General features: G+C 59.2%; 22 protein-coding genes and 1 pseudogene. 11 read left to right on the plus strand and 12 right to left on the minus strand.

Going from position 1 to position 21,766, the window contains the following annotated elements; genetic code table 11:
* Positions 1-61: 61 nt before the first annotated feature.
* Positions 62-208: a DUF7512 family protein gene (locus tag HBOR_RS20105; protein WP_162531007.1), complete on the plus strand. Its 147-nt coding sequence runs from the start codon at positions 62-64 to the stop codon at positions 206-208.
* A gap of 2 nt (positions 209-210) precedes the next feature.
* Positions 211-1,207 (plus strand): annotated as a pseudogene (locus HBOR_RS16685) (sulfite exporter TauE/SafE family protein).
* 47 nt (positions 1,208-1,254) lie between these two features.
* On the opposite strand, the gene HBOR_RS16690 reads toward HBOR_RS16685, so the two are convergent.
* The 3 genes from HBOR_RS16690 to nrdR are packed head-to-tail and all read right to left on the minus strand — an operon-like array spanning position 1,255 to position 5,310.
* The gene (locus HBOR_RS16690) at positions 1,255-2,247 is read right to left on the minus strand and encodes a ribonucleotide-diphosphate reductase subunit beta (RefSeq protein WP_006054632.1); all 993 of its coding nucleotides are present in this window, start codon (positions 2,245-2,247) and stop codon (positions 1,255-1,257) included.
* A gap of 23 nt (positions 2,248-2,270) precedes the next feature.
* Positions 2,271-4,808 carry a ribonucleoside-diphosphate reductase subunit alpha gene (locus tag HBOR_RS16695; protein WP_006054631.1) on the minus strand — a complete coding sequence of 846 codons (2,538 nt, stop codon included), beginning with the start codon at positions 4,806-4,808 and terminating at the stop codon, positions 2,271-2,273.
* The gene (gene nrdR, locus HBOR_RS16700) at positions 4,801-5,310 is read right to left on the minus strand and encodes a transcriptional regulator NrdR (protein WP_006054630.1); all 510 of its coding nucleotides are present in this window, start codon (positions 5,308-5,310) and stop codon (positions 4,801-4,803) included. The genes HBOR_RS16695 and nrdR overlap by 8 nt, the downstream gene beginning before the upstream one ends.
* A gap of 193 nt (positions 5,311-5,503) precedes the next feature.
* On the opposite strand from nrdR, the gene HBOR_RS16705 reads away from it, so the two are divergent.
* Positions 5,504-6,514: a sodium:calcium antiporter gene (locus HBOR_RS16705; protein WP_006054629.1), complete on the plus strand. Its 1,011-nt coding sequence runs from the start codon at positions 5,504-5,506 to the stop codon at positions 6,512-6,514.
* A gap of 94 nt (positions 6,515-6,608) precedes the next feature.
* Here the strand turns inward: HBOR_RS16705 and HBOR_RS16710 are convergent, their stop codons facing one another.
* Positions 6,609-6,998 carry a homing endonuclease associated repeat-containing protein gene (locus tag HBOR_RS16710; RefSeq protein WP_049890678.1) on the minus strand — a complete coding sequence of 130 codons (390 nt, stop codon included), beginning with the start codon at positions 6,996-6,998 and terminating at the stop codon, positions 6,609-6,611.
* A gap of 113 nt (positions 6,999-7,111) precedes the next feature.
* On the opposite strand from HBOR_RS16710, the gene HBOR_RS16715 reads away from it, so the two are divergent.
* Entirely contained in the window at positions 7,112-8,074 is a 963-nt protein-coding gene (locus HBOR_RS16715) for a phosphotransferase (RefSeq protein WP_006054627.1), read from the plus strand.
* A 36-nt stretch (positions 8,075-8,110) separates the two neighbouring features.
* Here HBOR_RS16715 and HBOR_RS16720 read toward each other — a convergent pair whose 3' ends face one another.
* Positions 8,111-9,139 (minus strand): S8 family peptidase, encoded by a 1,029-nt coding sequence (locus HBOR_RS16720; protein WP_006054626.1) that lies wholly within the window; start codon positions 9,137-9,139, stop codon positions 8,111-8,113.
* Positions 9,140-9,234: 95 nt separating this feature from the next.
* On the opposite strand from HBOR_RS16720, the gene HBOR_RS16725 reads away from it, so the two are divergent.
* On the plus strand, positions 9,235-9,834 hold the full coding sequence (locus HBOR_RS16725) for a rhomboid family intramembrane serine protease (protein WP_006054625.1): 600 nt from the start codon (positions 9,235-9,237) through the stop codon (positions 9,832-9,834).
* An 85-nt stretch (positions 9,835-9,919) separates the two neighbouring features.
* On the opposite strand, the gene HBOR_RS16730 is transcribed toward HBOR_RS16725, so the two are convergent.
* The 3 genes from HBOR_RS16730 to HBOR_RS16740 form a co-directional block, all read right to left on the minus strand.
* Positions 9,920-10,162 (minus strand): winged helix-turn-helix domain-containing protein, encoded by a 243-nt coding sequence (locus tag HBOR_RS16730; protein ID WP_006054624.1) that lies wholly within the window; start codon positions 10,160-10,162, stop codon positions 9,920-9,922.
* Between the two features lie 173 nt (positions 10,163-10,335).
* A complete protein-coding gene (locus tag HBOR_RS16735) occupies positions 10,336-10,914 on the minus strand; it encodes an NAD(P)/FAD-dependent oxidoreductase (RefSeq protein WP_006054623.1) in 579 nt (192 codons plus the stop codon).
* 103 nt (positions 10,915-11,017) lie between these two features.
* A complete protein-coding gene (locus tag HBOR_RS16740; protein WP_006054622.1) occupies positions 11,018-12,019 on the minus strand; it encodes a lysylphosphatidylglycerol synthase domain-containing protein in 1,002 nt (333 codons plus the stop codon).
* 189 nt (positions 12,020-12,208) lie between these two features.
* Between HBOR_RS16740 and HBOR_RS16745 the strand changes: the two genes are divergently transcribed.
* Both HBOR_RS16745 and HBOR_RS16750 read left to right on the plus strand, forming a co-directional pair.
* Positions 12,209-14,725 (plus strand): PAS domain S-box protein, encoded by a 2,517-nt coding sequence (locus tag HBOR_RS16745; protein WP_006054621.1) that lies wholly within the window; start codon positions 12,209-12,211, stop codon positions 14,723-14,725.
* 172 nt (positions 14,726-14,897) lie between these two features.
* Complete coding sequence (locus tag HBOR_RS16750; RefSeq protein WP_013440770.1) at positions 14,898-16,154, plus strand: RNA-guided endonuclease InsQ/TnpB family protein; 1,257 nt, start codon at positions 14,898-14,900, stop codon at positions 16,152-16,154.
* A gap of 58 nt (positions 16,155-16,212) precedes the next feature.
* On the opposite strand, the gene HBOR_RS16755 is transcribed toward HBOR_RS16750, so the two are convergent.
* Positions 16,213-16,488 (minus strand): HalOD1 output domain-containing protein, encoded by a 276-nt coding sequence (locus HBOR_RS16755; RefSeq protein ID WP_006054619.1) that lies wholly within the window; start codon positions 16,486-16,488, stop codon positions 16,213-16,215.
* A 344-nt stretch (positions 16,489-16,832) separates the two neighbouring features.
* Here HBOR_RS16755 and HBOR_RS16760 point away from each other — a divergent pair, with 344 nt between their 5' ends.
* Positions 16,833-17,039, plus strand: a complete 207-nt coding sequence (locus tag HBOR_RS16760; protein WP_006054618.1) for an HVO_2142 family zinc finger protein — start codon at positions 16,833-16,835, stop codon at positions 17,037-17,039.
* 109 nt (positions 17,040-17,148) lie between these two features.
* Here HBOR_RS16760 and HBOR_RS16765 read toward each other — a convergent pair whose 3' ends face one another.
* Complete coding sequence (locus tag HBOR_RS16765) at positions 17,149-18,039, minus strand: universal stress protein (RefSeq protein ID WP_006054617.1); 891 nt, start codon at positions 18,037-18,039, stop codon at positions 17,149-17,151.
* A 120-nt stretch (positions 18,040-18,159) separates the two neighbouring features.
* Between HBOR_RS16765 and HBOR_RS16770 the strand changes: the two genes are divergently transcribed.
* Positions 18,160-18,567, plus strand: coding sequence for an SHOCT domain-containing protein (locus HBOR_RS16770; protein WP_006054616.1), 408 nt, complete (start codon positions 18,160-18,162; stop codon positions 18,565-18,567).
* Between the two features lie 251 nt (positions 18,568-18,818).
* On the opposite strand, the gene HBOR_RS16775 is transcribed toward HBOR_RS16770, so the two are convergent.
* Both HBOR_RS16775 and HBOR_RS16780 read right to left on the minus strand, forming a co-directional pair.
* Positions 18,819-20,228 carry a hypothetical protein gene (locus HBOR_RS16775; protein WP_006054615.1) on the minus strand — a complete coding sequence of 470 codons (1,410 nt, stop codon included), beginning with the start codon at positions 20,226-20,228 and terminating at the stop codon, positions 18,819-18,821.
* Positions 20,200-20,748, minus strand: coding sequence for a molybdopterin-dependent oxidoreductase (locus HBOR_RS16780; RefSeq protein ID WP_006054614.1), 549 nt, complete (start codon positions 20,746-20,748; stop codon positions 20,200-20,202). The genes HBOR_RS16775 and HBOR_RS16780 overlap by 29 nt, the downstream gene beginning before the upstream one ends.
* 150 nt (positions 20,749-20,898) lie before the next feature.
* Here HBOR_RS16780 and HBOR_RS16785 point away from each other — a divergent pair, with 150 nt between their 5' ends.
* The gene (locus HBOR_RS16785) at positions 20,899-21,318 is read left to right on the plus strand and encodes a cupin domain-containing protein (protein WP_006054613.1); all 420 of its coding nucleotides are present in this window, start codon (positions 20,899-20,901) and stop codon (positions 21,316-21,318) included.
* Positions 21,315-21,623 carry a cupin domain-containing protein gene (locus tag HBOR_RS16790; protein WP_006054612.1) on the plus strand — a complete coding sequence of 103 codons (309 nt, stop codon included), beginning with the start codon at positions 21,315-21,317 and terminating at the stop codon, positions 21,621-21,623. Before HBOR_RS16785 ends, HBOR_RS16790 begins: the two co-directional genes overlap by 4 nt.
* Positions 21,624-21,766 lie beyond the last annotated feature (143 nt).

A 21,766-nucleotide genomic window follows, 5' to 3' on the forward strand; every position in this document is an offset into this window, starting at 1 on the left:
TCGCGCAAACAGTATTGTGTAAAAATGGAACAACCAAAAACAACTAGTGGTGATCGCTGAGATGATCGGAGCAGATCTCGCCCAACTCATTCCAGCGGCGCAGACGGTTGGGATTGTCCTCGCTGAGGCCATCGCGTTGTACGTCATCTATGGCGCGGTGACACGAGTCGCCGGTCCGACTGCACAGGCGATGCTCGGTGGTGACTGACGATGGAGCCATTTGGCTTGAGCCTCGCCATGGTCGGCCTGTTCGTCGGGTTCGGCCTCCTCATCGGAATCCTGTTCGGATTCTTCGGGATGGGTGGGTCGTTCCTCGTCACGCCCGCACTGTTAGTACTCGGCTATCCGGCGAACGTGGCTGTCGGAAGCGGACTCGCGTTCGTGTTTGGTACGAGTGTTATCGGCGCACTCAAACATCGGGACCACGGGCAGATCGACTACAAACTCGCGGCGCTGATGACGCTCGGCATGACCGCCGGTATCGAGGGCGGAAAGCGGGTCGTCTTCCTCTTAGAGGAACTCGGCTCGGCCGACCTCGTCGTCAGCGTGTTCTACGTCGGTCTCCTCGCGCTCGTGGGGCTGTTCACCCTCCGTGACGCGTGGCGTGACGGCGGCAGTGATCGTAGCACAGATCTGACCGACCGCGTACAGTCGATTCGGGTTCCACCGATGGTATCGTTGAACGGCGGTTCGACCGTCTCGGTGTGGGTTATCCTCGTCACAGGTGGCGCTATCGGTATCCTCTCTGGATTCCTCGGCGTCGGCGGTGGATTCCTTCTGATGCCGGCGATGATGTACGGATTGGGTGTCCCAGCGGCCGTCGCCGTCGGCACGGGATATCCTGCAAATCACCGTCTCCGGTGCATTCGGCGCGTTCGTCTACGCGCAGGAGGGGTCCGTCGCGCTCCCCGTCGTCGCGTCGCTTCTCCTCGGAAGCGCACTCGGCGCGCGCGTCGGTGCAGCGGCGACGAAACTCGTAGACGAGGACGGAATCAAAGGCTACTTCGCCGCGATGCTGTTGGCGGGGAGTCTCTCCGTCACCGCGAAGGAACTAAGCGGCCCGCTCGGTATCGACGCGCTCGAAACGGTGAGCATGGCGCTCATCTTCGGCGCGACAGTTCTCGTGAGTACCGCTGTCGTCCTTGCGGCCGTCTGCGCACTCCGCAGTGGCGGTGGCGGTACGTGGTGCCGTCTCACCTCGACGTAGGCGCTCGTTGTGCAGAACTGTCTGCACGCGGTTCGGGTCGAGCGTACCTACCAGTCGAGCGAGCCGCCGCTTTGGTACTCAGTGACTTGCGTCTCGAAGAAGTTCTTCTCCTTGTTGAGGTCAACCGCCTCGCTCATCCACGGGAACGGGTTGTCTGTTCCGTAACTGGCGTCCAAATCGAGTTGGCCGAGTCGGCGGTCAGCGACGTGTTCGACGTACTCAGCGAACTGGTCGGGGCTCATTCCTAACACGTCATCGGGGCACGCCTCGCGAGCGTATATCTGTTCGAGGTCAACCGCTTTCTCTATCAGGTCGCGTACTTCCGCGCCGAACTCGTCAGTCCACGCGTCGGGATTCTCGGCGCGAATCTGGTTTATCAGATCGACACCGAATCCTACGTGCAGTGACTCGTCGCGCATGATGTACTCGAACTGCTGGCCGATTCCAACCATCTTGTTCTGACGCTTCAGCGCGAGCATCATGGCGAACCCGGCGTAGAAGAACACACCCTCCATGACGACGTAGAACCCCACGAGATCACGCAGGAGATCGCGCACGTCTGCTGTGTCCTCCACTGTGAAGTCTGGGTCGTCGAGATTTCGCGTCAGGTCCACGACGAACTCGTCTTTCTCCTTGATGGAGGGCACGCGGTCGTACATCCCGTACATGTACTCGGGGTCGAATCCCAGCGAGTCACAGCAGTAGATGAACGTGTCCGTGTGGATCGCTTCCTCGTACGCCTGTCGAAGGAGGTACTGACGACACTCCGGCGCGGTGACGTACTCGTAGAGGGCGAGGACAATATTGTTCGCCGTCAGCGATTCGGCAGTGGAGAAAAAGCCGAGATTCCACTCGACTAACTGCTTTTCGGAGTCGCTGAGCGCATCGCCGTTCCACTGGGCGATGTCCTCCTGCATCGGTATCTCCTCTGGCACCCAGTTGTTGGCGACGCCGTCGCGGTAGTACTGGCGCGCCCAGTCGTAGTCGATTGGCAGTATCTTGTTCGGGTCGTGTTCCGTGTCGTTGTTCAGTATCGCCATTGTAGATCAGATCCTCGGTCGTTTCACTGGCAAGCGTCACACGTCGGGTCTTCGACACGAGCGAGAGACGTGTCGCACGCTTCCCCGGTTTTGTCTCCGCCGGCAGCGGCATCTCTGTCACCTTCGCCGCTATCGTCGGTATCGCCGTCGGCGGCGGTGACGTTGCCGCCGTTGTCGTTGCTGTCTCGGTCTGCGGTCGCTTCGGACTCGTTTCGTCGTTGCGTCCGACCGTACTCCGCCATATCGAGCGTGGATTTCTCGATCTGCGACGCGCCGAGCGTTCGCAGGTAGTACGTCGTCTTCACGCCGAGTCGCCACGCCGTCTTGTATACGTCGTCAAGAAGCGACCCGTCCGTACTCGGGAAGAAAACGTTGTGCGAAATCGACTGGTCGATCCACTGCCCGCGATGGGCGGTCAGACGGAGTTGATGTCGGGGATCGATCTCGAACGCGCTTCGGTACAGTTCGCGCATCTCCTCGGGAATCGCGCTGACCTCCTGAATCGATCCGTCGAAGAACTTGATCTGATCCACCATCTCGTCGTCCCACAGTCCTTCGGCCTTCAGGTCGTCTACGAGCTGTTCGTTGATGACGGTGAAGTCACCGCTCATGTTCGATTTGACGTAGAGATTCGAGTAGATGGGTTCGATGGAGGGCGTCGTCCCGTTGATGGTGGAGATGGTCGCCGTCGGCGCGATAGCCATCGTGTTCGAGTTGCGCATGCCGTGTTCTGCGATGTGGTCGCGCACTCGGTCCCAGTCCATCGTTTCCGAGCGGTCGGTCGGGATTTCGCGGCCGCGTTCGGCTTCGAGACGATCAACCGTGTCGTGCGGGAGGATGCCGCGGTCCCACTTGCTCCCCTCGAACGTTTCGTACGCGCCGCGCTCCTTCGCCAGACGCGAACTGTTGAGGATGGTGTGATAGGAGACGAACTCCTGCCAGCGGTTCGCCGCCTCGACGGCTTCCTCGGATGCCATCGATGTCCCGACCTGCATCAGCGCATCGTGGAAGCCCATGACGCCGAGGCCGACGGGTCGGTGCCGCATGTTGGAGTACTCCGCCTCGTCGGTTGGGTAAAAGCACAGGTCAACCACGTTGTCGAGCATCCGTGTCGCCGTTTCGATTGTGTCGGCTAACGCCTCGCGGTCCAACTCGCTGTCGGCGACGTGATTCGAGAGGTTTACGCTCCCGAGGTTGCAGACGGCGTGTTCTTCGGCGCTCGTGTTGAGTGTGATTTCGGTACAGAGATTCGAGGAATGGACGGTACCGACGTGATCCTGTGGCGACCGAACGTTGCAGGGGTCTTTGAACGTAATCCACGGGTGACCCGTCTCGAACAGACGGGTAAGCATCGTCCGCCAGAGGTCGGCGGCGTCTACCGTTTCGTACTGCCGCAGTTCGCCCGCCTCCGCTTTCTCCTCGTACTCGCGGTATAACTCCGCGAACTCCTCGCCGTACGTCTCGTGGAGTTCGGGCACTTCGTCCGGCGAGAACAGCGTCCACGTCTCGTCGTTCTCGACGCGTTCCATGAACAGGTCCGGCACCCACGCGGCGGTGTTCATATCGTGGGTGCGACGGCGTTCGTCGCCCGTGTTGCGCCGCAAGTCAAGGAACGCCGGGAAGTCCATGTGCCACGCTTCGAGGTAACCACAGGCCGCGCCGCGGCGTTTCCCCGAGCGATTGATCGCCGCGGTCACGTCGTTGCTGATCTTCAGAAACGGAACCGTCCCGGTTGATTCGACGCCCGTACTCTCGATGAGTGCGCCCTCTGCGCGGAGATTCGTCCAGTCGTTGCCGAGACCGCCGCTCCACTTCGACAGTTGCGCGTGGTGTTTGTACGAGTCGAAGATGTGTTCGAGGTCGTCTTCGACTGTCGTGAGATAACAGGAGGACAGTTGCGGATGGGTCGTTCCGCTATGGAACAGCGTCGGCGTCGAGGGCGTAAACAGGAGACGTGAGAGCACGTCGTAGAACTCCAGCGCCCGCGCCTGCGGGTCGTCCTCCTCGATTGCGAGGCCCATCGCAACCCGCATCCAGAACGCCTGCGGGAGTTCGAGCGGATCTCCGTCAACTTCGGTTTTGATGAAGTACCGTTGCGTCAGCGTGGACATCGCAATGTAGTCGAACTTGTCGTCGCGTTCGAGGACGAGAGCGTCTGCGAGTTCGTCGATGTCGAACCGACCGTCGAGCAGGCGTTCGTCTAGGAGGTCCTCATCGACGCCGCGTTCGAGGTTCGCCGCGAACGTCTCGCGATACGTCGTCGCGGTATCGTCGTCGGCAGTCTCACTCAACTGTTCACCGGTTACGCGTCGGAAGTAGCGCCGCCGGTGAATATCAGCAGCGACGTATTTGTACGCCGGGTCGCGTTCGATCCGCGCCGTGGTCACCCCTTCGAGTGCTTCGTACACCTCATCTATCGACGCGCCGTCGTAGAGATTACGTTCCGTTTCGGTTACGAGTCTGTCCATCACCTCGTCGGTGAGAACGTCTTCGTAGCCGGTTCGTGCTTGGTTGAGAATCGTCCGTACGTCGTTCGTCTGTGTCGTCTGTGTGCTAGCCATCTGGGAAATCGTTGTCTGTGGGACCGGACCCATCGACCGTCTCGTCTAATCGGTCATCGAGAATCGTGTCGAGTTCGTCGAGGAACTCCTCGGGGTCGGAGAACGCCTTGTACACCGAGACGAACCGGATGTACGCCACAGAGTCCAGTTCTCGGAGGCGTTCGGAGGCGAGTTCCCCGACGAGACTTGACGAGACGATGCGCGTCTCGCGTCCAGCGAGTTCACGTTCTACGTCCTCGATGAGCGATTCGACGGCATCGTCGTCTACGGGTCGTTTTTCGACGGCCCGTTCGATGCCGCCGCGGAGTTTCTCCCGGTCGAACGGTTCGATGCGTCCGTCGCGTTTTTTGACTTGGAGGGTTTCCCACTCGGGCCGCTCGTACGTCGTAAATCGGAACGAACATCGTTTGCACTCGCGGCGGCGACGAACGGTGGTTCCGTCCTCGCCGGTTCGCGTATCGACGACGCTCGTTCGGTCGTGTCCGCAGTCGGGACAGTCCATAGTTGTCACTAGTCGACCCTCGAGTAGGTTAATTCCACATGTTGTGGTGATATGCTACTGGCCGCAATATATCGTGTCTGCCGAATCGATGATAAAGCTTTCCCAATCAGATTGTACTAATTCAATTAGAATTGTTTTGTAGGCGCGAAGGGTTTCCGAACGAATTTCACTCCGGCGGCCGACCACCGAACGAATGGCTGAGTCTCTCGCAGTAAATGTCGGAATTATCCTTCTCGCCACGGTCGGGATCTATATCGGAAGCGGATGGCTCGAACAGTCGAGCGATACGCTGTCGAGTTACTACGGGCTACCACTCGTCGTCCAAGGTGCTATCGTTGCCGCCGTCGGCTCTAGCTTCCCCGAACTCGCAAGCGTGGTGTTTTCCGCGCTCTCGGGGTCGTTCGGTCTCGGTGTCGGCGCAATCGTCGGTTCGGCTATCTTCAATATCCTCGTTATCCCGGCGCTGTCGGGCATCGTAACCCACGACGATATCGAGTCGAGTCGGACGCTCGTCTACAAGGAGGCGCAGTTCTACATGATTGCCGTCTCCGTCGTCGTCATCACCTTCGCGATGGCGGTTATCTACTTCCCCAACGGCGCACCACTGACTGGACGTGTCACCCGACCGCTGGCGGTGATGCCTCTGGCGCTCTACGGGCTTTACATCTTCATCCAGTACGCTGACACGGCTGACTACGAGGCCGAACCGGTCACAGACGTGAACGTCCTGCGACAGTGGGGCACGCTCGTCGCAGGTCTCATCGTCATCCTCGTCTCCGTCGAGCAGTTGGTTCACGCCGTCAAGTTCGTCGGCAACGTGTACGGTGCGCCCGACTTCCTCTGGGGTATCACGGTACTTGCAGCGGCGACAAGTCTCCCCGACACGCTCGTCAGCGTCCGCGCCGCAAAGGACGGTCGCGGCGTTACTAGTCTCGCTAACGTCCTCGGGTCGAACACCTTCGATCTGCTCGTTGCCATCCCAATCGGCGTTCTCATCGTCGGTGCGGCCCCCATCAACTTCGCTATCGCCGTGCCGACGATGGGCTTTCTCACCCTCGCAACGGTACTGCTCTTTACTGTCCTCCGAACTGATCTATCGCTCACGGATGGCGAGGCGTACGGCCTGCTCGTCGCTTACATTGGGTTCGTCCTCTGGATGATCGCGGAGACGGCTGACCTGACGAACTTCATCCCCGGCGCGTGAATGGACCAGTCGGATGTGAGTTCGACGTGGTGTCTATCTCGTTGCACAGAACAATAGTGTCCGACGAGACGAAGCGAAGTATGCGCTGGACGACTCACCGCTCTGTTTTCGGCTGAAGATAGAACGTATCAATATCACACTGGCTATGCCGAATCCGCTCTTCGGGCGAGTGATAATTCGGCTCGAGACCGGCTATCTCGACGCAGACGGTGTACTCCTCGAAGCGGTCTTCGTAGACCCCGACGTGAAACGCGCCCGAGCGGGTCATCTCGACCCGAGTGGGTGGTGACCCGAAGCGTTCGTTCAAGAGGTATAGCTCAGCGAAGAGGACGTGGTTGTTGAGACGAAAAGAGGTTTTCTCGCCCGTGAGCGGATCAACGTCCGGATGGACCTTCTCCCGAATCTCTGCTGGGACGTATTCGATGTATTCCACGTAGTCTTCGACCGCGTGGCGGCCCATTGGATCGATTGGACGATCTGCCATACTTTCTCTACCACATCAATAGATATGACTCTTGACCGTCTCATCGAACTTCAATTTGTTGATTTATGTCATTATACCAGAAAGACCTTCTTTCACCGCTGAATCGACCGGTCATGGACAACCGTGTCTCGTCTGCACTCGAAGACGCGTTCCCGAATCGGACCGTCGATAACGTATCCTCGGCGGGCATCTCTTGGAACGCGCAGAACCGGACTGTCGCAGTCGATTTTGGCGACGGGCAGCGCGTCTTCCTGAAAGTCGCCGTCAACGGTGATCGTTCACGAATCGAGCGCGAGCGGGCTGTTATCTCCTACGTGGGTGCGAACTGCGCTGTCTCCGTTCCGAACGTAATCGCAACCGAGACGACGGGACCGGTCCCGTATCTCGCTACTGAACCGGTTTCGGGACAACCCCTTACGACGCTCTTGGCTGACGCGACTCGGACCGAACGGGCGGCACTGGCCCACGATGTTGGCAGCGCATTAGCGCGTGTCCACGACTGTCGGTTCGAGGAACACGGTCACGTCGTCGGCGGCGACGCTGACCACCTCGAACTCGATACGGGAACGTGGACGGACGTTCTCGTGGAGACGATTTCGGAGATGCGCGAGATGGCACCCTGCGACCGGTTCGATCAACATTTCGAGATGGTGAGCGACGCTGTCGAGAGAAATCGAGATCGATTGGACCGCGCGTCGGCGACGTTACTCCACGGCGATCCCGCTTGCCCGAACTGCTTTCGAACCGGGGACGGTGTTGGGTTTCTCGACTGGGAACTCTCGCACGTCGGGGACCCGGTACGGGACCGCTCCCGAACGCTGGATCAGCAGTTCGACTCGCTCCGTGAAGGCAGCCCAGAGGGCGTCGTGTCCGCCTTTTACGACGGGTACCGTTCTCAGGCTGGCGGCCTTCCGTCCGGGTTCGAAGAGCGACGACCAATCTACGAGGTAATCCGTCTTCTCAGCGTCTCGGGATACTTCGAGCGAACGGCAGACTACCGTGATGAATCACGCTCGGACCTCGCTGCGTGGCTGGAAGCCGAGATGCGTCGCCGCCTCGACGCTATCCGCAGATGACTGCCGTGACGCACCGGGCGGTTCGAACGTCTCGATTTATCGCTCGAACCGGACGACGGTTTCCTGTGCGGTCTCACGTTCGAGGACCGCGTGGGTTGGGCTGTCCGCCCACTCTTCCGGAAGCGCTACGCCCTCATAGTTCGTGAACGGCAGGTCGAACACGTCCACTTTCACCTCAGTATCCCGCAGTTCCACTGCGTGATCGTATCGAATATAGCCGTACACGTCTCTGGGTGTGCCCGGAATGTCCTTGGCGGTGCGCTCGAACGGTCGTTCCGACGCACGCTCTCGCTGTTCGATGAAGAGGTTCATCGCCGCTGTTGCGATGGGTGCGCTGAAGCTTGTCCCGCTGGCTTTCACGTAATCGTCGTTGAGGACGGTTCCCATCGACGTGTTCGACGCACGCGGCAGGCGAACGTCCTTGCCCAACGCCACCACGTCGGGGTTTTCGACGATACCGGGATTGTAGCTACTGAACCGCGTCAACTCTTTCTCCTCGGTTATGGCACCGATGCCGTAGGCGTCGTTTGCGGTCACCGGACTGCCGCTTGTCTCGCCCGTGTTGCCTGCCGAGACAACGTCTTGTACGCCTGCGTTCATCAGTTTGGAGTGCTCGCGGTCGATTTCCGAGCTCTGTGACCGTGCTCCCCACGAGAGGTTGATGGTGTCGAGTTCGTCGGCGTGCGTTTGCGCCCACTCGTAGGCGTCGAAAATCGGTTTGCTCGTTCCTCGCCCACTCGTACCGAAGATACGGAGATCAACGATTTTCTCGATACCGGGCGACAGTTGAGCGATGAGTCCCGCGACGGCCGTGCCGTGACCCACGTCGTCCAGTGGTTCGTCGGGCGCGTCGGTGAAGTTGTGATGTTCGACCGTGATGCCGTCGAACACTTCGTGTGTCTCGTCAACACCGGAGTCCATCACGGCGACAGTAAGGCCCCTCCCGGTGGGTGCGTCGTCCGAAACAGGATCGGGGAACCCGTGAATCTCGCGGATGTCTGTAACTGTGACCACGTCTCCGGTCTGTCCTGTCGTTATCTGTGGGTCGGTCCGGATCTCGAACACAGTATGCGCATTGATGTAAGCTAGTTTAAATTAAGTGGCCGAACGAAACGGGCGAAGACCTTTGGCCTGACGAGACAGATACTCGAAGTGAAGCCGTGTCCTCCACGAATGAACTCCCCGACCGACGCTCGAATCTCATCTTCGGGAACCCCGTCGCCGAGACGCTTCTCGCCATGCTCTTCGTCTCCGTACTGACGTGGACCGTCTCATTCATCGGTCTCGTCGGTCTGTTCGCCCTCGCACCACCCGTCCTTGCCCCGCCGTGGACGCTCGTTACGAGCGTCTACGCCCACGTTGGACCGGGACATCTCCTCTCGAATGCCGTCATCGTCCTCCTCGCGGGAACGCTCGTCTCGATGTCAACGACGCGACTTCGGTTTCACGCGTTTTTCGTCGGGACGGGCGCACTCGCGGGTCTTGCACACGTCTGGCTGGCCGGTCTGTTCGGCGTCCCGTCAGCGGTGCTCGGGTCCAGCGGTGCGGCGTTCGCACTCGTCGGCTACGTGTTGGCGGCCAATCCGGCGTCGAGCGCCATCCTCGACAGGCTTCGCCTCTCTTCGCGCGCTGTCATCGCTATCGTCGCCATCGTAGCACTCGTCTTGACTGTCCTCTTCAGCGCACCCGGAAGCGCATTAATTGCCCACTTCACGGGCGCAGTGATGGGACTCATCGCTGGGCGACTGCAGTTGCTGTGAGTCTGAACGTTCAGCGACGCTCCAGCGACATACTCGCTGTCGGCGCGCTGTAATCTACCGTCCTTCGGTTCCGCGCCTCTGTCGCTCAGTTGTCTTTCTCTAACGAGTACACGCGCTTTCGCGCGTCGCGCAGGCAGACATCTTCGTGGACGATGCCCGCCGCTTCCAGTTTTCGGAGGGCGTCACGAACGGTTCGCGTCGAAAGCTGCGTCCGGTCGGTCAGTTCGCCTTGCGTCAGGTGCGACTCCTGTTTGAGGACGAAGTGGACGAACTTCGCGCTCGGCGGAAGGTCGTTAAGTGATGTCGAGGGTTGTTGAGCGTGTGCCATGGGGCTATATTAGTCGCGGTCGCCGACGCGTCTCGGGGCCACCCCGAACCGCCTCGGACCACAGACGTGTATATAAGCTCCTTCCATATAGCCCTTCGACAGCGTCAACGTCACCCGGTTACACGTCTGTAACCGAATGAACATCCCAACAGATTCTCCGGGCGAGGGTGTCTCTACTCGCCGGCCATCCCACCGAACACCGCGTCGGCGTCGGCCGGAACGTCGAAGTCGTGGTAGTTTTCGCCTTTCTCCGTCGAGAGGATGTTGAGTGCGGCGGCGGCCCCATCGCCCGCAGAGATGACCGCTTGCCACTCTTCTGCGCGGACCATCGCACCCGTCGCGTACGCGCCCTCGATGCTCGTCTCCATCGTCACATCCACGTCTACGATGTCGCCGTCGAACTCACAGCCGAGGGTGTCTGCGAGATCACGGTTTGCGCCAGTCGCCAAGACGACGTAGTCGCCGTCGTAGTCCTCGCCGTCGGCCGTTACGGTGAATCCCTCACCGGATTCAGATACGTCCGATACTTCCGCGTCCACGCGCTCGACACCGAATCCTTCCGCCTGTCGACGGAGCGTTTCGAGAAACGCGGTTCCGTCCTGCGAGCCGATTCCGGGGTAGTTGAACAGATGCGCCTTGTGCAACCACGTCTGATCTGTGTCGAAGACGGTCGTTTCCAGTCCGTTCTTCTGTGCGAACAGTGCGGCACTCAGTCCGGCGGGACCACCGCCGACGACGATGACGTTTGCCATAGGTATCTGTTCTCACAGTATCGGGAAATGTGTTTTCGCCACTGAGTGGCTCGCCGGTATCCACGACGCTTAACAGTTCAGTTCTCTCGAACGCACGCGACGCCTAGGGCCGCCATCCGCGGAGGAATGCCACCGACAGACCGCCGACAGAGAGGCCGAACGGGAGCGTGACAGTCCGAACGACGAGGACGGCGGCGGCCGTCGATGCGGGGGCCGCGCCGGTTACGACCGCGAGTGCACCGCCGAGGAATACGTCGTACGCCCCGAGACTGCCCGGAATCGGGACGATACTGGATGCCTGCGGTAGGGGGACGATGGCGATGATGGGAAGGAGACCAACCGTCGCCCCGGTGCCCGCGAGTGCCGTCCACAGTGCCGCCGCGACGAACACCTGTTCGATGACGCCGCCACAGGCGATGAGTGCGACTAACCCCGGTCGGTCGCGGAACAGGAGAACGCGCGACCAGAACCGTTCGACCGCCGCTTCGACCACTGTCCGGTCGTACGGGTCGTCTCTGTACAGGGACGACACCCGTGCGACGATTGGCGTCACAGCGACGACGACAACCTGCGAGGCGGCGACTCGGAACCGAAGGAGGACGACCCCCGCTACCGCCAGCGCGACGACGGCTCCGCCGAGCGTGATGAGCACGAACCGTGGCGAACTCCCGCCGACCGTGATTGCCAGCGCCAGCACTGTCGAGAGGAGCAGTTGCGCGCCCGACTTCACGTACTTTGCAACGCCTCTGACGGCGAGGGCGTCGCTGTACGTCGTCTCAGTCGTAACGCCGATAAACCGCGCCATGATCGGCTCTGAACTCACTGGTCCGGCGGGGCTGAGTGTATCGAAGAAGTCACCCGCCATGGCGAACTGAACACTCTGCCGCTTCGAGAGGCCGCGTCCGAGCGGGTTCACTGACGCCCACACGCCTATTGCGTCGGCGAGTCCTTCGGCGACGACGAACAGAACGACGAACACGGCCGCTTCCGGGGCGAGTTCGGTGACGCGCCCAGCAACGTTTCCGACGCCGATGTACGAGAGGTATCCGGCGAACGCCCCGCCACCGAGGACGACTCCAATCAGAAATCTCGCCAGTCGGCGCACGGTTGCGTTCCGCAGTAGCGTTCAAAAAGCGCTTCGTATCGCTTTGCATCCAATCCACTCGGCGCACGCGGACGCACCTCCGTTCGGTGAACTCGTTCGAGATGGTCCGAGAACGCCTGTTTATATCCAGTAGCAGTCCTAAATGTATCAAACGAAGAGTTTTCCTACTGTAGGTAAATGTTTCCTGTAATGACTGAATCGATTCTCGTCCTTCACGTCGATGATGACCCAGATTTTGCCGATATGGCGGCTCATCTGCTTGAGCGAGAGGACGACCGGTTCAGCGTTACGGTGGCGACCAGCGCTAGCGAAGCCTTAGACCGTCTCGCTGACGAGGCATTCGACTGTATCGTCTCCGATTACGACATGCCTCGACAGAACGGTGTTGAGTTACTCAAGACCGTCCGCGAGGACAATCCGGATCTGCCATTTATTCTCTTTACTGGCAAAGGCTCCGAGGAAGTCGCCAGCGACGCTATCTCCGCTGGCGTGACTGACTACCTACAAAAGGGGAGGGGAATGAGTCAGTACGCTGTCTTAGCCAATCGAATCGATAACGTCGTCACGCGGTACCGCGCCGAAAACGAACGACAGTGGCGGAACGCGATTTTCGAGGGATGCCGTGACGCGATTTTCATCTCCGACTCCGATGCCCGGTTCGTCGATGTGAACGAGGCGACAGTCGAACTGACCGGTTATGACCGCGAAGAACTTCTCTCGATGCGGATCCCTGATCTACACGAGGATGACGACCTCGATGCGTACCGGGAGTATCACGAGCGGATTCTCTCCGGAGAACCTGCCACGACTATGGCCGAGATACTCCGAGCAGATGGTTCGAAAGTGCCTGTCGAGTTCAGTAATCGCCGTCTCGATGTCGAAGGCGATACGTACATGCACACGGTCGCCCGCGACCTCACCGAACGCACGGAACGCAAGCGGACCCTTGAGCGAGACCAAAACCGGATGCACGCGATTACTGATGCGATTCCCGATATGGTCGTAGTCTACGATACCGACGGGCGGTTTCGATCCGTCCTTTCCGGGCCGGAGGATCTCCCGGTTGACGGCCTAGGGTCGCTTGAGGGCGAAACACTCGAAGACGCGTTCAATTCCGACGCCGCAGACTGCATTCAGGCCGCTATCGACGAAACGGTCGAGAGTGGTGCAGTACAGACTGTCGAGTACGCGTTGATGTCGAATGGGAACCGACGGTGGTTTGAGGCCCACGTCGCCTCGCTCGATACTGGAGACACAGACCGTGCCGTCTTGGTGGCACGAGATATTACCGAGCGGAAAGCACACGGGCGCGAACTCGACGAAGCGAACACGGTCCTCGGGACCATCGTTGCGAATCTCCCGGTGGGTGTGCTCGTCGAAGACGCCAAGCGCGACGTTCTCATGACGAACGAGGCGCTCTGTGAGATACTGGATCTCCCCGGCACCACGGATGACCTGATCGGCCGCAACTGTGAGAAAGCCGCAGCCGATCTCAAAGACTTGTTCGCCGACCCCGACGGGTTCGTCACCGGAATCAAAGAACGGATCGATCAGCGAGTTCCGGTCTCCAACGAGGTGCTCGACCTCGCAGACGGCCGGACTCTCGAACGCGATTACGTGCCGTATGATCTCCCTGATGGGGAGGCTAATCTCTGGCTCTATCGTGATGTGACCGACCGGGTGGACCGAGAACGGGAACTCCAGCAGTTCGAACGGATCGTCGAACACGTTGGAGATGCGGTGTGGATTCACGACCCCGATGGAACGCTTCGGTTCGTGAACGATCCGCCGGCAGCGGCTCTGGGTTTATCACCCGAGGATATCGTCGGCAAGCAAGCAATGGCGGTCTTGGCATCAGTTGCCGACCCGGAAAAACTAGCCACGTTCACACAGGAAGTACAGCGAATCCTAGCTGGTAAGACGGATACGGCCCGCCTCGAACTGCCGCTGTATCTGGAGACTGAGACCCGCCATCTCGACGTTCGGGTTACGGCCGCCACAATCAACGGGACCCGTCATGCGGTCGGGCTTGCGAGAAATATTGATGAGCAAAAACGGCGTGAACAGGAGTTACAGCGCCAGAACAAGCGCCTTGATGAGTTCGCAAGCGTCGTCTCTCACGACCTTCGAAATCCGCTCAACGTCGCTCACGGGAGGGTCTCCCTCGCGTTAGAGGAACACGACAGCGAGCATCTCTCGGTGGCACAGAATGCACTTGACCGAATGGGCGCGCTGATCGATGATTTACTGACGCTCGCCCGTCAGGGCCGCCGGATTAATGATCCCGAACAGGTCGCGCTGTCTGCGGTGGCTACCCGGTGTTGGTCGGTGATTGATGGGACTGAAGCGACGCTGAACGTCGAAAGCGATCTCACGTTTATGGCTGATACTGACCGACTTCAGCAACTGTTCGAGAATCTGTTCCGAAACGCCATCGAGCATGGTGCCGAGGACGCCACAATCTGTGTCGGGCCGCTTGCTGACCGCCGCGGATTTTACGTCGTTGACGACGGCCCCGGCATCCCTGAAGCAACCCGTGATGAGGTGTTTAATTTCGGGTATTCAACGTTCGAAGACGGTACTGGATTTGGGTTGGCAATCGTCAAAGAGGTCGTTGACGCGCACGGTTGGAACATCACCCTCACCGACGGTGCCGACGGTGGGGCGCGGTTCGAGATTACCGGCGTCACAATCACACGGCAGTGATGGCTCTCTATGACCCGTTTATAAAGAGCAAGGAGAATACCCGCGCCTTTAGGCGCGGGATGAATCCGACACTCTGACCGCCAATCCACCGACTACACTCCAACCGGATATTCAACGTCCGGTCGTTGGTTTTAATACCCGTTCTCACATAACATGTTATGAAGTCAGTTCGATGCTGGAAACCACCCGCACCTACGTCGCACGCATTACGAACCACGAACAGGTTCGTGACGACCTCGACCAGTGCGGGTTCTCCGCATCCAAACTGTGGAACGTCGGACGCTACTACATCCAACAACGGTGGGACGACGACGGTGAGATACCCGACGAATCCGAACTGAAATCGGAGTTGAAAGACCACGAACGCTACAGTGACCTTCATTCTCAGTCAAGTCAGCGAGTTCTCGAAGAGCTTGCTGAGGCGTTCACTGGCTGGTACAACTCTGACGACGGCAACAACCCACCGGGCTACCGGAAATGTGGCGACGACCACCCGCGCTCCACCGTCACGTGGAAGAAACGGGCCATCAAGCACGACGACAAGCACGGTCAACTCCGTCTCTCGAAAGGGTTTAACCTGAAAGAGAGTCGGTCTGACTTCATCCTCGCGGAGTACGAAACCCGCCCCGACGTAGAAGTCGAGAACATCCAGCAGGTGCGTGCCGTCTGGAACGGCGACGAGTGGGAACTCCACCTCGTCTGTAAGAAAGAGATTCCTGTTGAAGACGCACCCGGAAACAACACGGCGGGTATCGACCTCGGTATCAGCAACTACCTCGCCATTGACTACGAAGATGGCGAGAGCGAACTATATCCGGGGAACGTGCTGAAAGAGGACAAGCACTACTTCACCCGCGAGGAGTACCAGACCGAAGGCGAGAACGGCCCGTCGAAGCGAGCGCGGAAGGCTCGGCAGAAACTCTCCCGACGCAAAGACCACTTCCTCCACACCCTGTCGAAACACATCGTTGAGCGGTGTGTGGAAGAAGGCGTGGAGAAGATAGCGGTTGGCGACCTTAGTGACATCCGAGAGGATGAGAACGGCGATTCGCGGAACTGGGGTGCGTCGGGGAACAAGAAACTCCACGGATGGGAGTTCAACCGCTTCACGAATCTGCTCGAATACAAAGCCGAGGAATACGGCATCCTCGTTGACCGTGTGGACGAGGAGAACACGAGCAAGACGTGTTCGTGTTGCGGGAAGATTCGGGATAGCAACCGTGTGGAGCGTGGGTTGTACGTCTGTTCGTCGTGCGAGACGACGATGAACGCAGACGTGAACGGTGCGGTGAATATCCGACGAAAGATAACTCAGAGTCCCCCAACAGGGGATATGAGTAACGGCTGGTTGGCACAGCCCGGAGTCTTCCTGTTCGACCGCGAGAGCGGGTCGTTCAACACGAGAGAACAGGGAGCCTGCAAACCGTAATATCCCAACGCTCGGGATTCCTCCGGCTTCAGTCGGAGGAGGATGTCAATACTGATGACTACTCGTCCGCCATCTCGTACGTGATGTTTCCGTCGGAGGTCACCGTCACCTGACCACCTTCGTAGTCAAAGCTGATTTCGAACGAGACTGTCGAGGATTGCTCTACTAACTGCTCGATAGCTTCGGTGTCAACCACCCAGTAGAGCGGTTTGAGATCCAACGGCTTGCACCCTTTTGCATCCGCAATGACCGAGACGATTTTGAGAGCCATCTCTTCACGACCCTGTGTTGTTTCCGATCCAGCGTCTCCGTTCGAAGCTTTCGTCCCTGTCATTGTGGTTTCCCCCGACACTCCCTCGGTGTTGGTTCTGACTGTACAACCGGGGGTAGCTGTGATTTCAAGTACTAGTGACACACGGAATAAGATAATAGTTTGTGTGACATTTCCACCCCCGAATTTCTACATATTTGATATTCACAACCAAATACGCGTATCTGACGTTTCTCTAGTCGATTACGTAACGGCATTCTGTCCTCATTTCGAGCCCGCTGATACATAACAGAAAAAACAATATTTTTGAATATATTTGAATTCTGATCAACTCCTTCCGGAATGTTGTAGTCATCCCTCACGATAAATCCGATAGATTGAAATCAACCCATCCGGAACGGGTCCCTATGAGTATCGAACGCCCGCAAGGTGTGCATCCGGAGTGGTGCCCCGACTGTGGCGACGAGATGCTGTTCAGTGGCACCCAGTCCGCCGGATACGCACAGTTCTTCTGCGAGAACTGCCGGTACAGACACGACGTGTACGTCGGCCGCCCGGCGGTCGATGCTGCGTCAACTGATGAATCCACGACAGCGGTACGTGACCCCTCGTAATCGGCCACCTACTTCTCGTTTCCCTACCGTTCGAACGCCTACCTGCTTGACGAGTCGGATTCGTTAGACTCGTCGGATTTCCCGTCCCGATATTTTCGTCCGCCCCATCTTACTCGTCGGTAACCGGCTTCCGAACCGAGAGTACCGGCGACGGTGCCTCCCTGAGTACTCGTTCGGTGGTGCTGCCGAGGAGGAATCGGTCGAGACCGGTTCGGCCGTGTGATCCCATCGTTATGAGGTCTATGTCGTGTTCGTCCGCGTATGCGAGAATCTCACGTTCGGGGACTCCTTCGGTGAGGCTCGTGACTGTTTCGACGCTCGTCCTTCGGGCCTGAGACTCGACAGCTTCTATTGCTGTCTTTCCCTCGGTTTCGAGAGCTGCGCGAACTGTCTCCGGTATGTGGTCCTCTAATCGCGGCGCGATGATTCCTGTATCAACCACGTAGAGCGCATGAACCGTTGCGTCGAACGCCTCAGCAACGCTCAGTCCGTGTTCGACGGCCTGCTGTGCGTACTCACTGCCGTCCGTCGGGACGAGGATTCGCTCGAACGATGGTTCGACTCGCTCATCACGTTCTCGAACGGTGAGGATGGGGACGTCGGCGTGCCGGATGACGTGTTCGGCGACGCTTCCGGTAAGGACGCGTTGGACGCCCGTCCGTCCGTGCGTCCCGAGTACCACGAGGTCGAACGATTCTTTCTCGGCGTATTCGAGAATCGAATCTGAAGGAATCCCTTTGAGGACTTCAGTTCGAACTGTCGTCGTCGGCGCTGCGAGGTCCGCAATCTCGTCGATCATCTTCTGACCGCGCGATTCGAGCGATTCGACGTAATCAGCGGTGACGCCCCCGGCATCGAACAACCCCCCGGCGGCCTGTACATTGATCACGGTGATGATGCGTACCGCGGCGTCGAATGCTTCCGCAAAGGCGAGGCCGTGTTTTGCGGCTTGCACCGAACACTCCGTCCCGTCGGTTGTGAGGAGAATTTCGTCGTACATCGTCCCGTGTCACTTATCATGTGGTATGTTGTCATTTGACTTTAACCCCCTCCCGAAGCGGCGTTCTAATCGGTCTGCTATCCCGGATATTTTTGTGATATAGACGACACGAATCATACGATGTATGAATTGGTCCACCAGTACGCACCAGACAGTCCCGCCGGTCGAACTGCTGTCGCCATCATTGCCTCTCTGATCGGCGTTCCGGCGTTGGTCCTTGGCCTTATTGGGATAACTGGAAACGCCGTTGCCAACGGATTTCTATTTCTCCTTGCCAGCCTTGCACTCCTCGCTGTTGCCTGGTGCATGACACTGGGCGTTGTTCGGCAAGCGAACGCAGCACCGGATGCAACACCACTCACCAACCCCCAAACTGAGGATGTAACCCAGACCCCGGTCGAAACACTCCGGCAGCGATACGCGGAAGGAAAACTCAGTGATGAAGAGTTTCAGCGGCGTCTCGATCAACTCCTCGAAACCGAGGAGGCGGGTCGTACTGTGAACGAAACTGAGCGTGTCTTCGAGTGAGTCTGATTTGCTGATTTCCCCTTTCGGCGTTTCGTAGCGTCCGTTGGGACCGCTTCGCTCGACGCACCAGCATTTGTTTCATCGGGCACGATAGGTCTCTGTGTAATCGTGTCACCTCCAAGTGCGAACACCGTCGCTCCGCAATTCGGAATGTCTGCCTGCTAGTTTTACTAGTTTTGCCAACTTTACTATCTTTTCTAGTTTTACTGGTTTTCTTATCAAAATATACTACGGAACGGTGCCGAACGACCTCATTCCGGTGCGTCCAGCGGTTGTTCGTCGCTGTCTCCGACTTGCCCGGAAACTTGCGGGAGGAGTATCGACGAGACGGAACTCGGCCCGTGGTTGCGGATCACCATCACGATGTTTCCGACGAAGACGACAAAGCCAACGAGAGAGAGTGTCCCTCCGAGTGCGGTCACTGCGCGGGGGAGTGAGAGCGGTTCGGCGACGACGAGTAACGCGAATCCCAAGAGAAGCGCAACGAAGTCAACCGTGGCGAGTCTGTCGTCGTAGAGGTCGTCTATCATGGGCACGTCCGCGAGACCAAGCATATCGCTGTAGCGGTGAACCCAGATGATGAACGGGACGATGTGATACAGCGTTCCGAGGACGACGAATCCGATGACGCCGAACAGGAGGAGATACATGGCCGACGGTGCGCCGAACAGTGACTCCGACGACAGCGGGTCTGCAATCCAGACAGGGACCGTTAGGGAAGCCCACGCGATCATCGACGCGGCGACGACGGCGTACCGCCGGAGCATCGGATTCCACTCCACCGTCGCCCCGGTGAGACGACGGGCAAGTATAATCCCGAATGCAAACAGCCCCGCGACGACTAGCAGCGCGCCGATGTGGGCCATCGTCGAACTCTCGAACAACCGGCCGGTAGCCAAAACGACGACACCGACCGGATACCCGATTTCTTCGACACGCTTGAGGGGCATATCGATGCCGCGGAGGTCCGATTGCGTGAACATCGTCCCGAGTTGGTACAGCGCACCGAAGACTGTCGTCAGGACGGCACCGAACACCGCAAGCGTCGCGTGGGCGGTGCGGAGATCGGTTCGGTCGAACGGTAGGCGGGCGAGTATCGGGTGCGTGTAGCCGAGTGCGAGCAGCAGACCGAACACCGTGAGGACGAGGACGAATCCGAGCGCGACGGCGAAGTGCCGTTCCGTCACGTCCCACGGTCGGGAACCGAGGAGCGTCCGACCGACGTTGTACACAAACATCCAGAACCCGGCTAGCATCGTTCCACCGAATACGGGCAGTAGCTCGTACAGTCCCAGCAGTAGCGAGGTGGCGAATCCGAACAGTCCTGCCGTCACCAACCAGAGTTGGAGCGCAGACAGCCGTTCGGAGTGGAGCGTCGTCCCCGACCAGACGGGGACGAACTGCGTCATCGCGCCCATGATCGTGATGCAGACCCACCCGGCCAAGAGGAGATGGAGGTGTACCAGCATCGCCTGTCCGGGGAGGGCGCCGAACGGCGCGAGGAGGCCCACGAGTCCCCCCCCGAGGAGGAAAGCCAGCCCCACGACGAAATGCCGGAACGGTACGGACATCGGCGGTTGCTTGTCGGTTTCGACGTTCGCCGGAATCGCGGCCATGCTAGTGACGACGGACTCATCGTCCGTCGCTTTGCGGGCGAACATATTCGGTAAGTGACCGCTTGATCTCGCCTGCGTCGCGCGCTTGCGCTCGCCCGTACTCCGGTCCGTCGAGTTCGAGCGCCTCGTACTCGGTGGCGTCTTCATCGGGCGTCAGCACGACGGCCCGAATTCTGCTCACTCCTTTCACGAACCGTGCCCCGTCAACATCGGGAGCGACGAACCGTGTCGCGTACGGTTCGCTGTCTCCGAGGCGTTCACCGTCGCGTTCGACGGCGATGAGACCACCGAGGGCGTCGCGGAGGGGAACACACGCCGCATATCCCGAGTCGCTCTCGAAGACGAGATGCGTCGTCTCGGGTGCGGCCGACGCGAGTTCGAGAACGTCTCCGACGGCGACGCCACTCCACGTTGCGTCGTAGCGTTCGCCCGACGCGCACTCGACGCAGACGTGTTTGGTCGTCCACGCCATCTCGTCCGCGTCAGTGGAAGTCACCGTCCGTCGTCTCTCGCCGACGAGTTCGATTTCCCACCCGGTCGCCGGTTGTGTCGTCACGTTTGCCATGATTGGTGCTGGAACAGTATTACGACAGCGATACTCTCGGTTCTCCCGAAGGTGTTCGGGAGAAACCTGAATCGGTCACGAACGAACCGTCTACACGATGTGTTCTGTCACTCCTCAATCGAGTATCCAAGTACGGTCAGGTGAGACCGGATGTCCGAGATAGACTTCGATGGGAACCGGTCGTACCGAGACGAGCGGTTCGCTGCCGTGGAAGCGTTTCGAACTGACCGTGCCAAGGTTGTCTGCGGCTATTTCGACCCGGGGCAGTTCATCCCGGTTCACGCGCCCGACAGCGACGTGGTTATCAGCGTCCGGTCCGGTGCGGGTGTCGTCCGTGAGGGCGACATCGAACACGACGTTGCCTCCGGCGATGTTGTCGCGGTCGAAGCCGGAACATCGCGTGGCATCCGGGCCGCCGACGATACGAGGCTGGAAGCCCTCTTAGTGACTGCTCCCCCTCCGACGGACGCTGAACACGGTCCCGTCAAACGAGGACTGAAACGAAACGAGTTCGAACCGAACGGAGACGACCGAGACGACACCGGCGACACGGACGAGACATTCCAATGACCGAAATCGTACACCTCCCTGACCTCGATGGAACGCCCCACGCAAACGTTTTCCCCGAATCCGAACCGAAAACGGTCCGACTCACTCTCGAAGCGGACGAACGCATCGCACCGCACGACCACCCGGGACGGAGCATCGTTCTCCACGTCCTCGACGGCGCACTCGAACTGGAACTCGGTGATGAGACTCACGCGTTAGAACGCGGTGATGTCGCCCGCTTCGACGGCGACCAAGATATCTCTCCGCTTGCGACGGAACCCAGTACGGCGCTGCTCGTACTGGCACCGACCCCAGACGAGGAGTAATCGACCGCTGCCACCGTCTCTTGAGATGTCATTCACCGACGGACGGGGTTGACTCCGCCCGCTCAATTTGTCTAACTCGGCAAATCTGCAACCGAGAGACTTGAATGTTGGGCTAACTTCCACCGTCCGAACATCATCGGGGG

It is taken from the genome of Halogeometricum borinquense DSM 11551, from assembly GCF_000172995.2.
Taxonomy (GTDB): Archaea; Halobacteriota; Halobacteria; order Halobacteriales; family Haloferacaceae; genus Halogeometricum; species Halogeometricum borinquense.

What these genes read in the sequence shown, in the direction of transcription:
- HBOR_RS20105 (WP_162531007.1), top strand. Translation starts at nt 62, where the DNA reads ATGATCGGAGCAGATCTCGCCCAACTCATTCCAGCGGCGCAGACGGTT.
- HBOR_RS16690 (WP_006054632.1), bottom strand. Translation starts at nt 2,247, where the DNA reads ATGGCGATACTGAACAACGACACGGAACACGACCCGAACAAGATACTG.
- HBOR_RS16695 (WP_006054631.1), bottom strand. Translation starts at nt 4,808, where the DNA reads ATGGCTAGCACACAGACGACACAGACGAACGACGTACGGACGATTCTC.
- nrdR (WP_006054630.1), bottom strand. Translation starts at nt 5,310, where the DNA reads ATGGACTGTCCCGACTGCGGACACGACCGAACGAGCGTCGTCGATACG.
- HBOR_RS16705 (WP_006054629.1), top strand. Translation starts at nt 5,504, where the DNA reads ATGGCTGAGTCTCTCGCAGTAAATGTCGGAATTATCCTTCTCGCCACG.
- HBOR_RS16710 (WP_049890678.1), bottom strand. Translation starts at nt 6,998, where the DNA reads ATGGCAGATCGTCCAATCGATCCAATGGGCCGCCACGCGGTCGAAGAC.
- HBOR_RS16715 (WP_006054627.1), top strand. Translation starts at nt 7,112, where the DNA reads ATGGACAACCGTGTCTCGTCTGCACTCGAAGACGCGTTCCCGAATCGG.
- HBOR_RS16730 (WP_006054624.1), bottom strand. Translation starts at nt 10,162, where the DNA reads ATGGCACACGCTCAACAACCCTCGACATCACTTAACGACCTTCCGCCG.
- HBOR_RS16735 (WP_006054623.1), bottom strand. Translation starts at nt 10,914, where the DNA reads ATGGCAAACGTCATCGTCGTCGGCGGTGGTCCCGCCGGACTGAGTGCC.
- HBOR_RS16745 (WP_006054621.1), top strand. Translation starts at nt 12,209, where the DNA reads ATGACTGAATCGATTCTCGTCCTTCACGTCGATGATGACCCAGATTTT.
- HBOR_RS16750 (WP_013440770.1), top strand. Translation starts at nt 14,898, where the DNA reads ATGCTGGAAACCACCCGCACCTACGTCGCACGCATTACGAACCACGAA.
- HBOR_RS16755 (WP_006054619.1), bottom strand. Translation starts at nt 16,488, where the DNA reads ATGACAGGGACGAAAGCTTCGAACGGAGACGCTGGATCGGAAACAACA.
- HBOR_RS16760 (WP_006054618.1), top strand. Translation starts at nt 16,833, where the DNA reads ATGAGTATCGAACGCCCGCAAGGTGTGCATCCGGAGTGGTGCCCCGAC.
- HBOR_RS16765 (WP_006054617.1), bottom strand. Translation starts at nt 18,039, where the DNA reads ATGTACGACGAAATTCTCCTCACAACCGACGGGACGGAGTGTTCGGTG.
- HBOR_RS16770 (WP_006054616.1), top strand. Translation starts at nt 18,160, where the DNA reads ATGTATGAATTGGTCCACCAGTACGCACCAGACAGTCCCGCCGGTCGA.
- HBOR_RS16775 (WP_006054615.1), bottom strand. Translation starts at nt 20,228, where the DNA reads ATGTTCGCCCGCAAAGCGACGGACGATGAGTCCGTCGTCACTAGCATG.
- HBOR_RS16780 (WP_006054614.1), bottom strand. Translation starts at nt 20,748, where the DNA reads ATGGCAAACGTGACGACACAACCGGCGACCGGGTGGGAAATCGAACTC.
- HBOR_RS16785 (WP_006054613.1), top strand. Translation starts at nt 20,899, where the DNA reads ATGTCCGAGATAGACTTCGATGGGAACCGGTCGTACCGAGACGAGCGG.
- HBOR_RS16790 (WP_006054612.1), top strand. Translation starts at nt 21,315, where the DNA reads ATGACCGAAATCGTACACCTCCCTGACCTCGATGGAACGCCCCACGCA.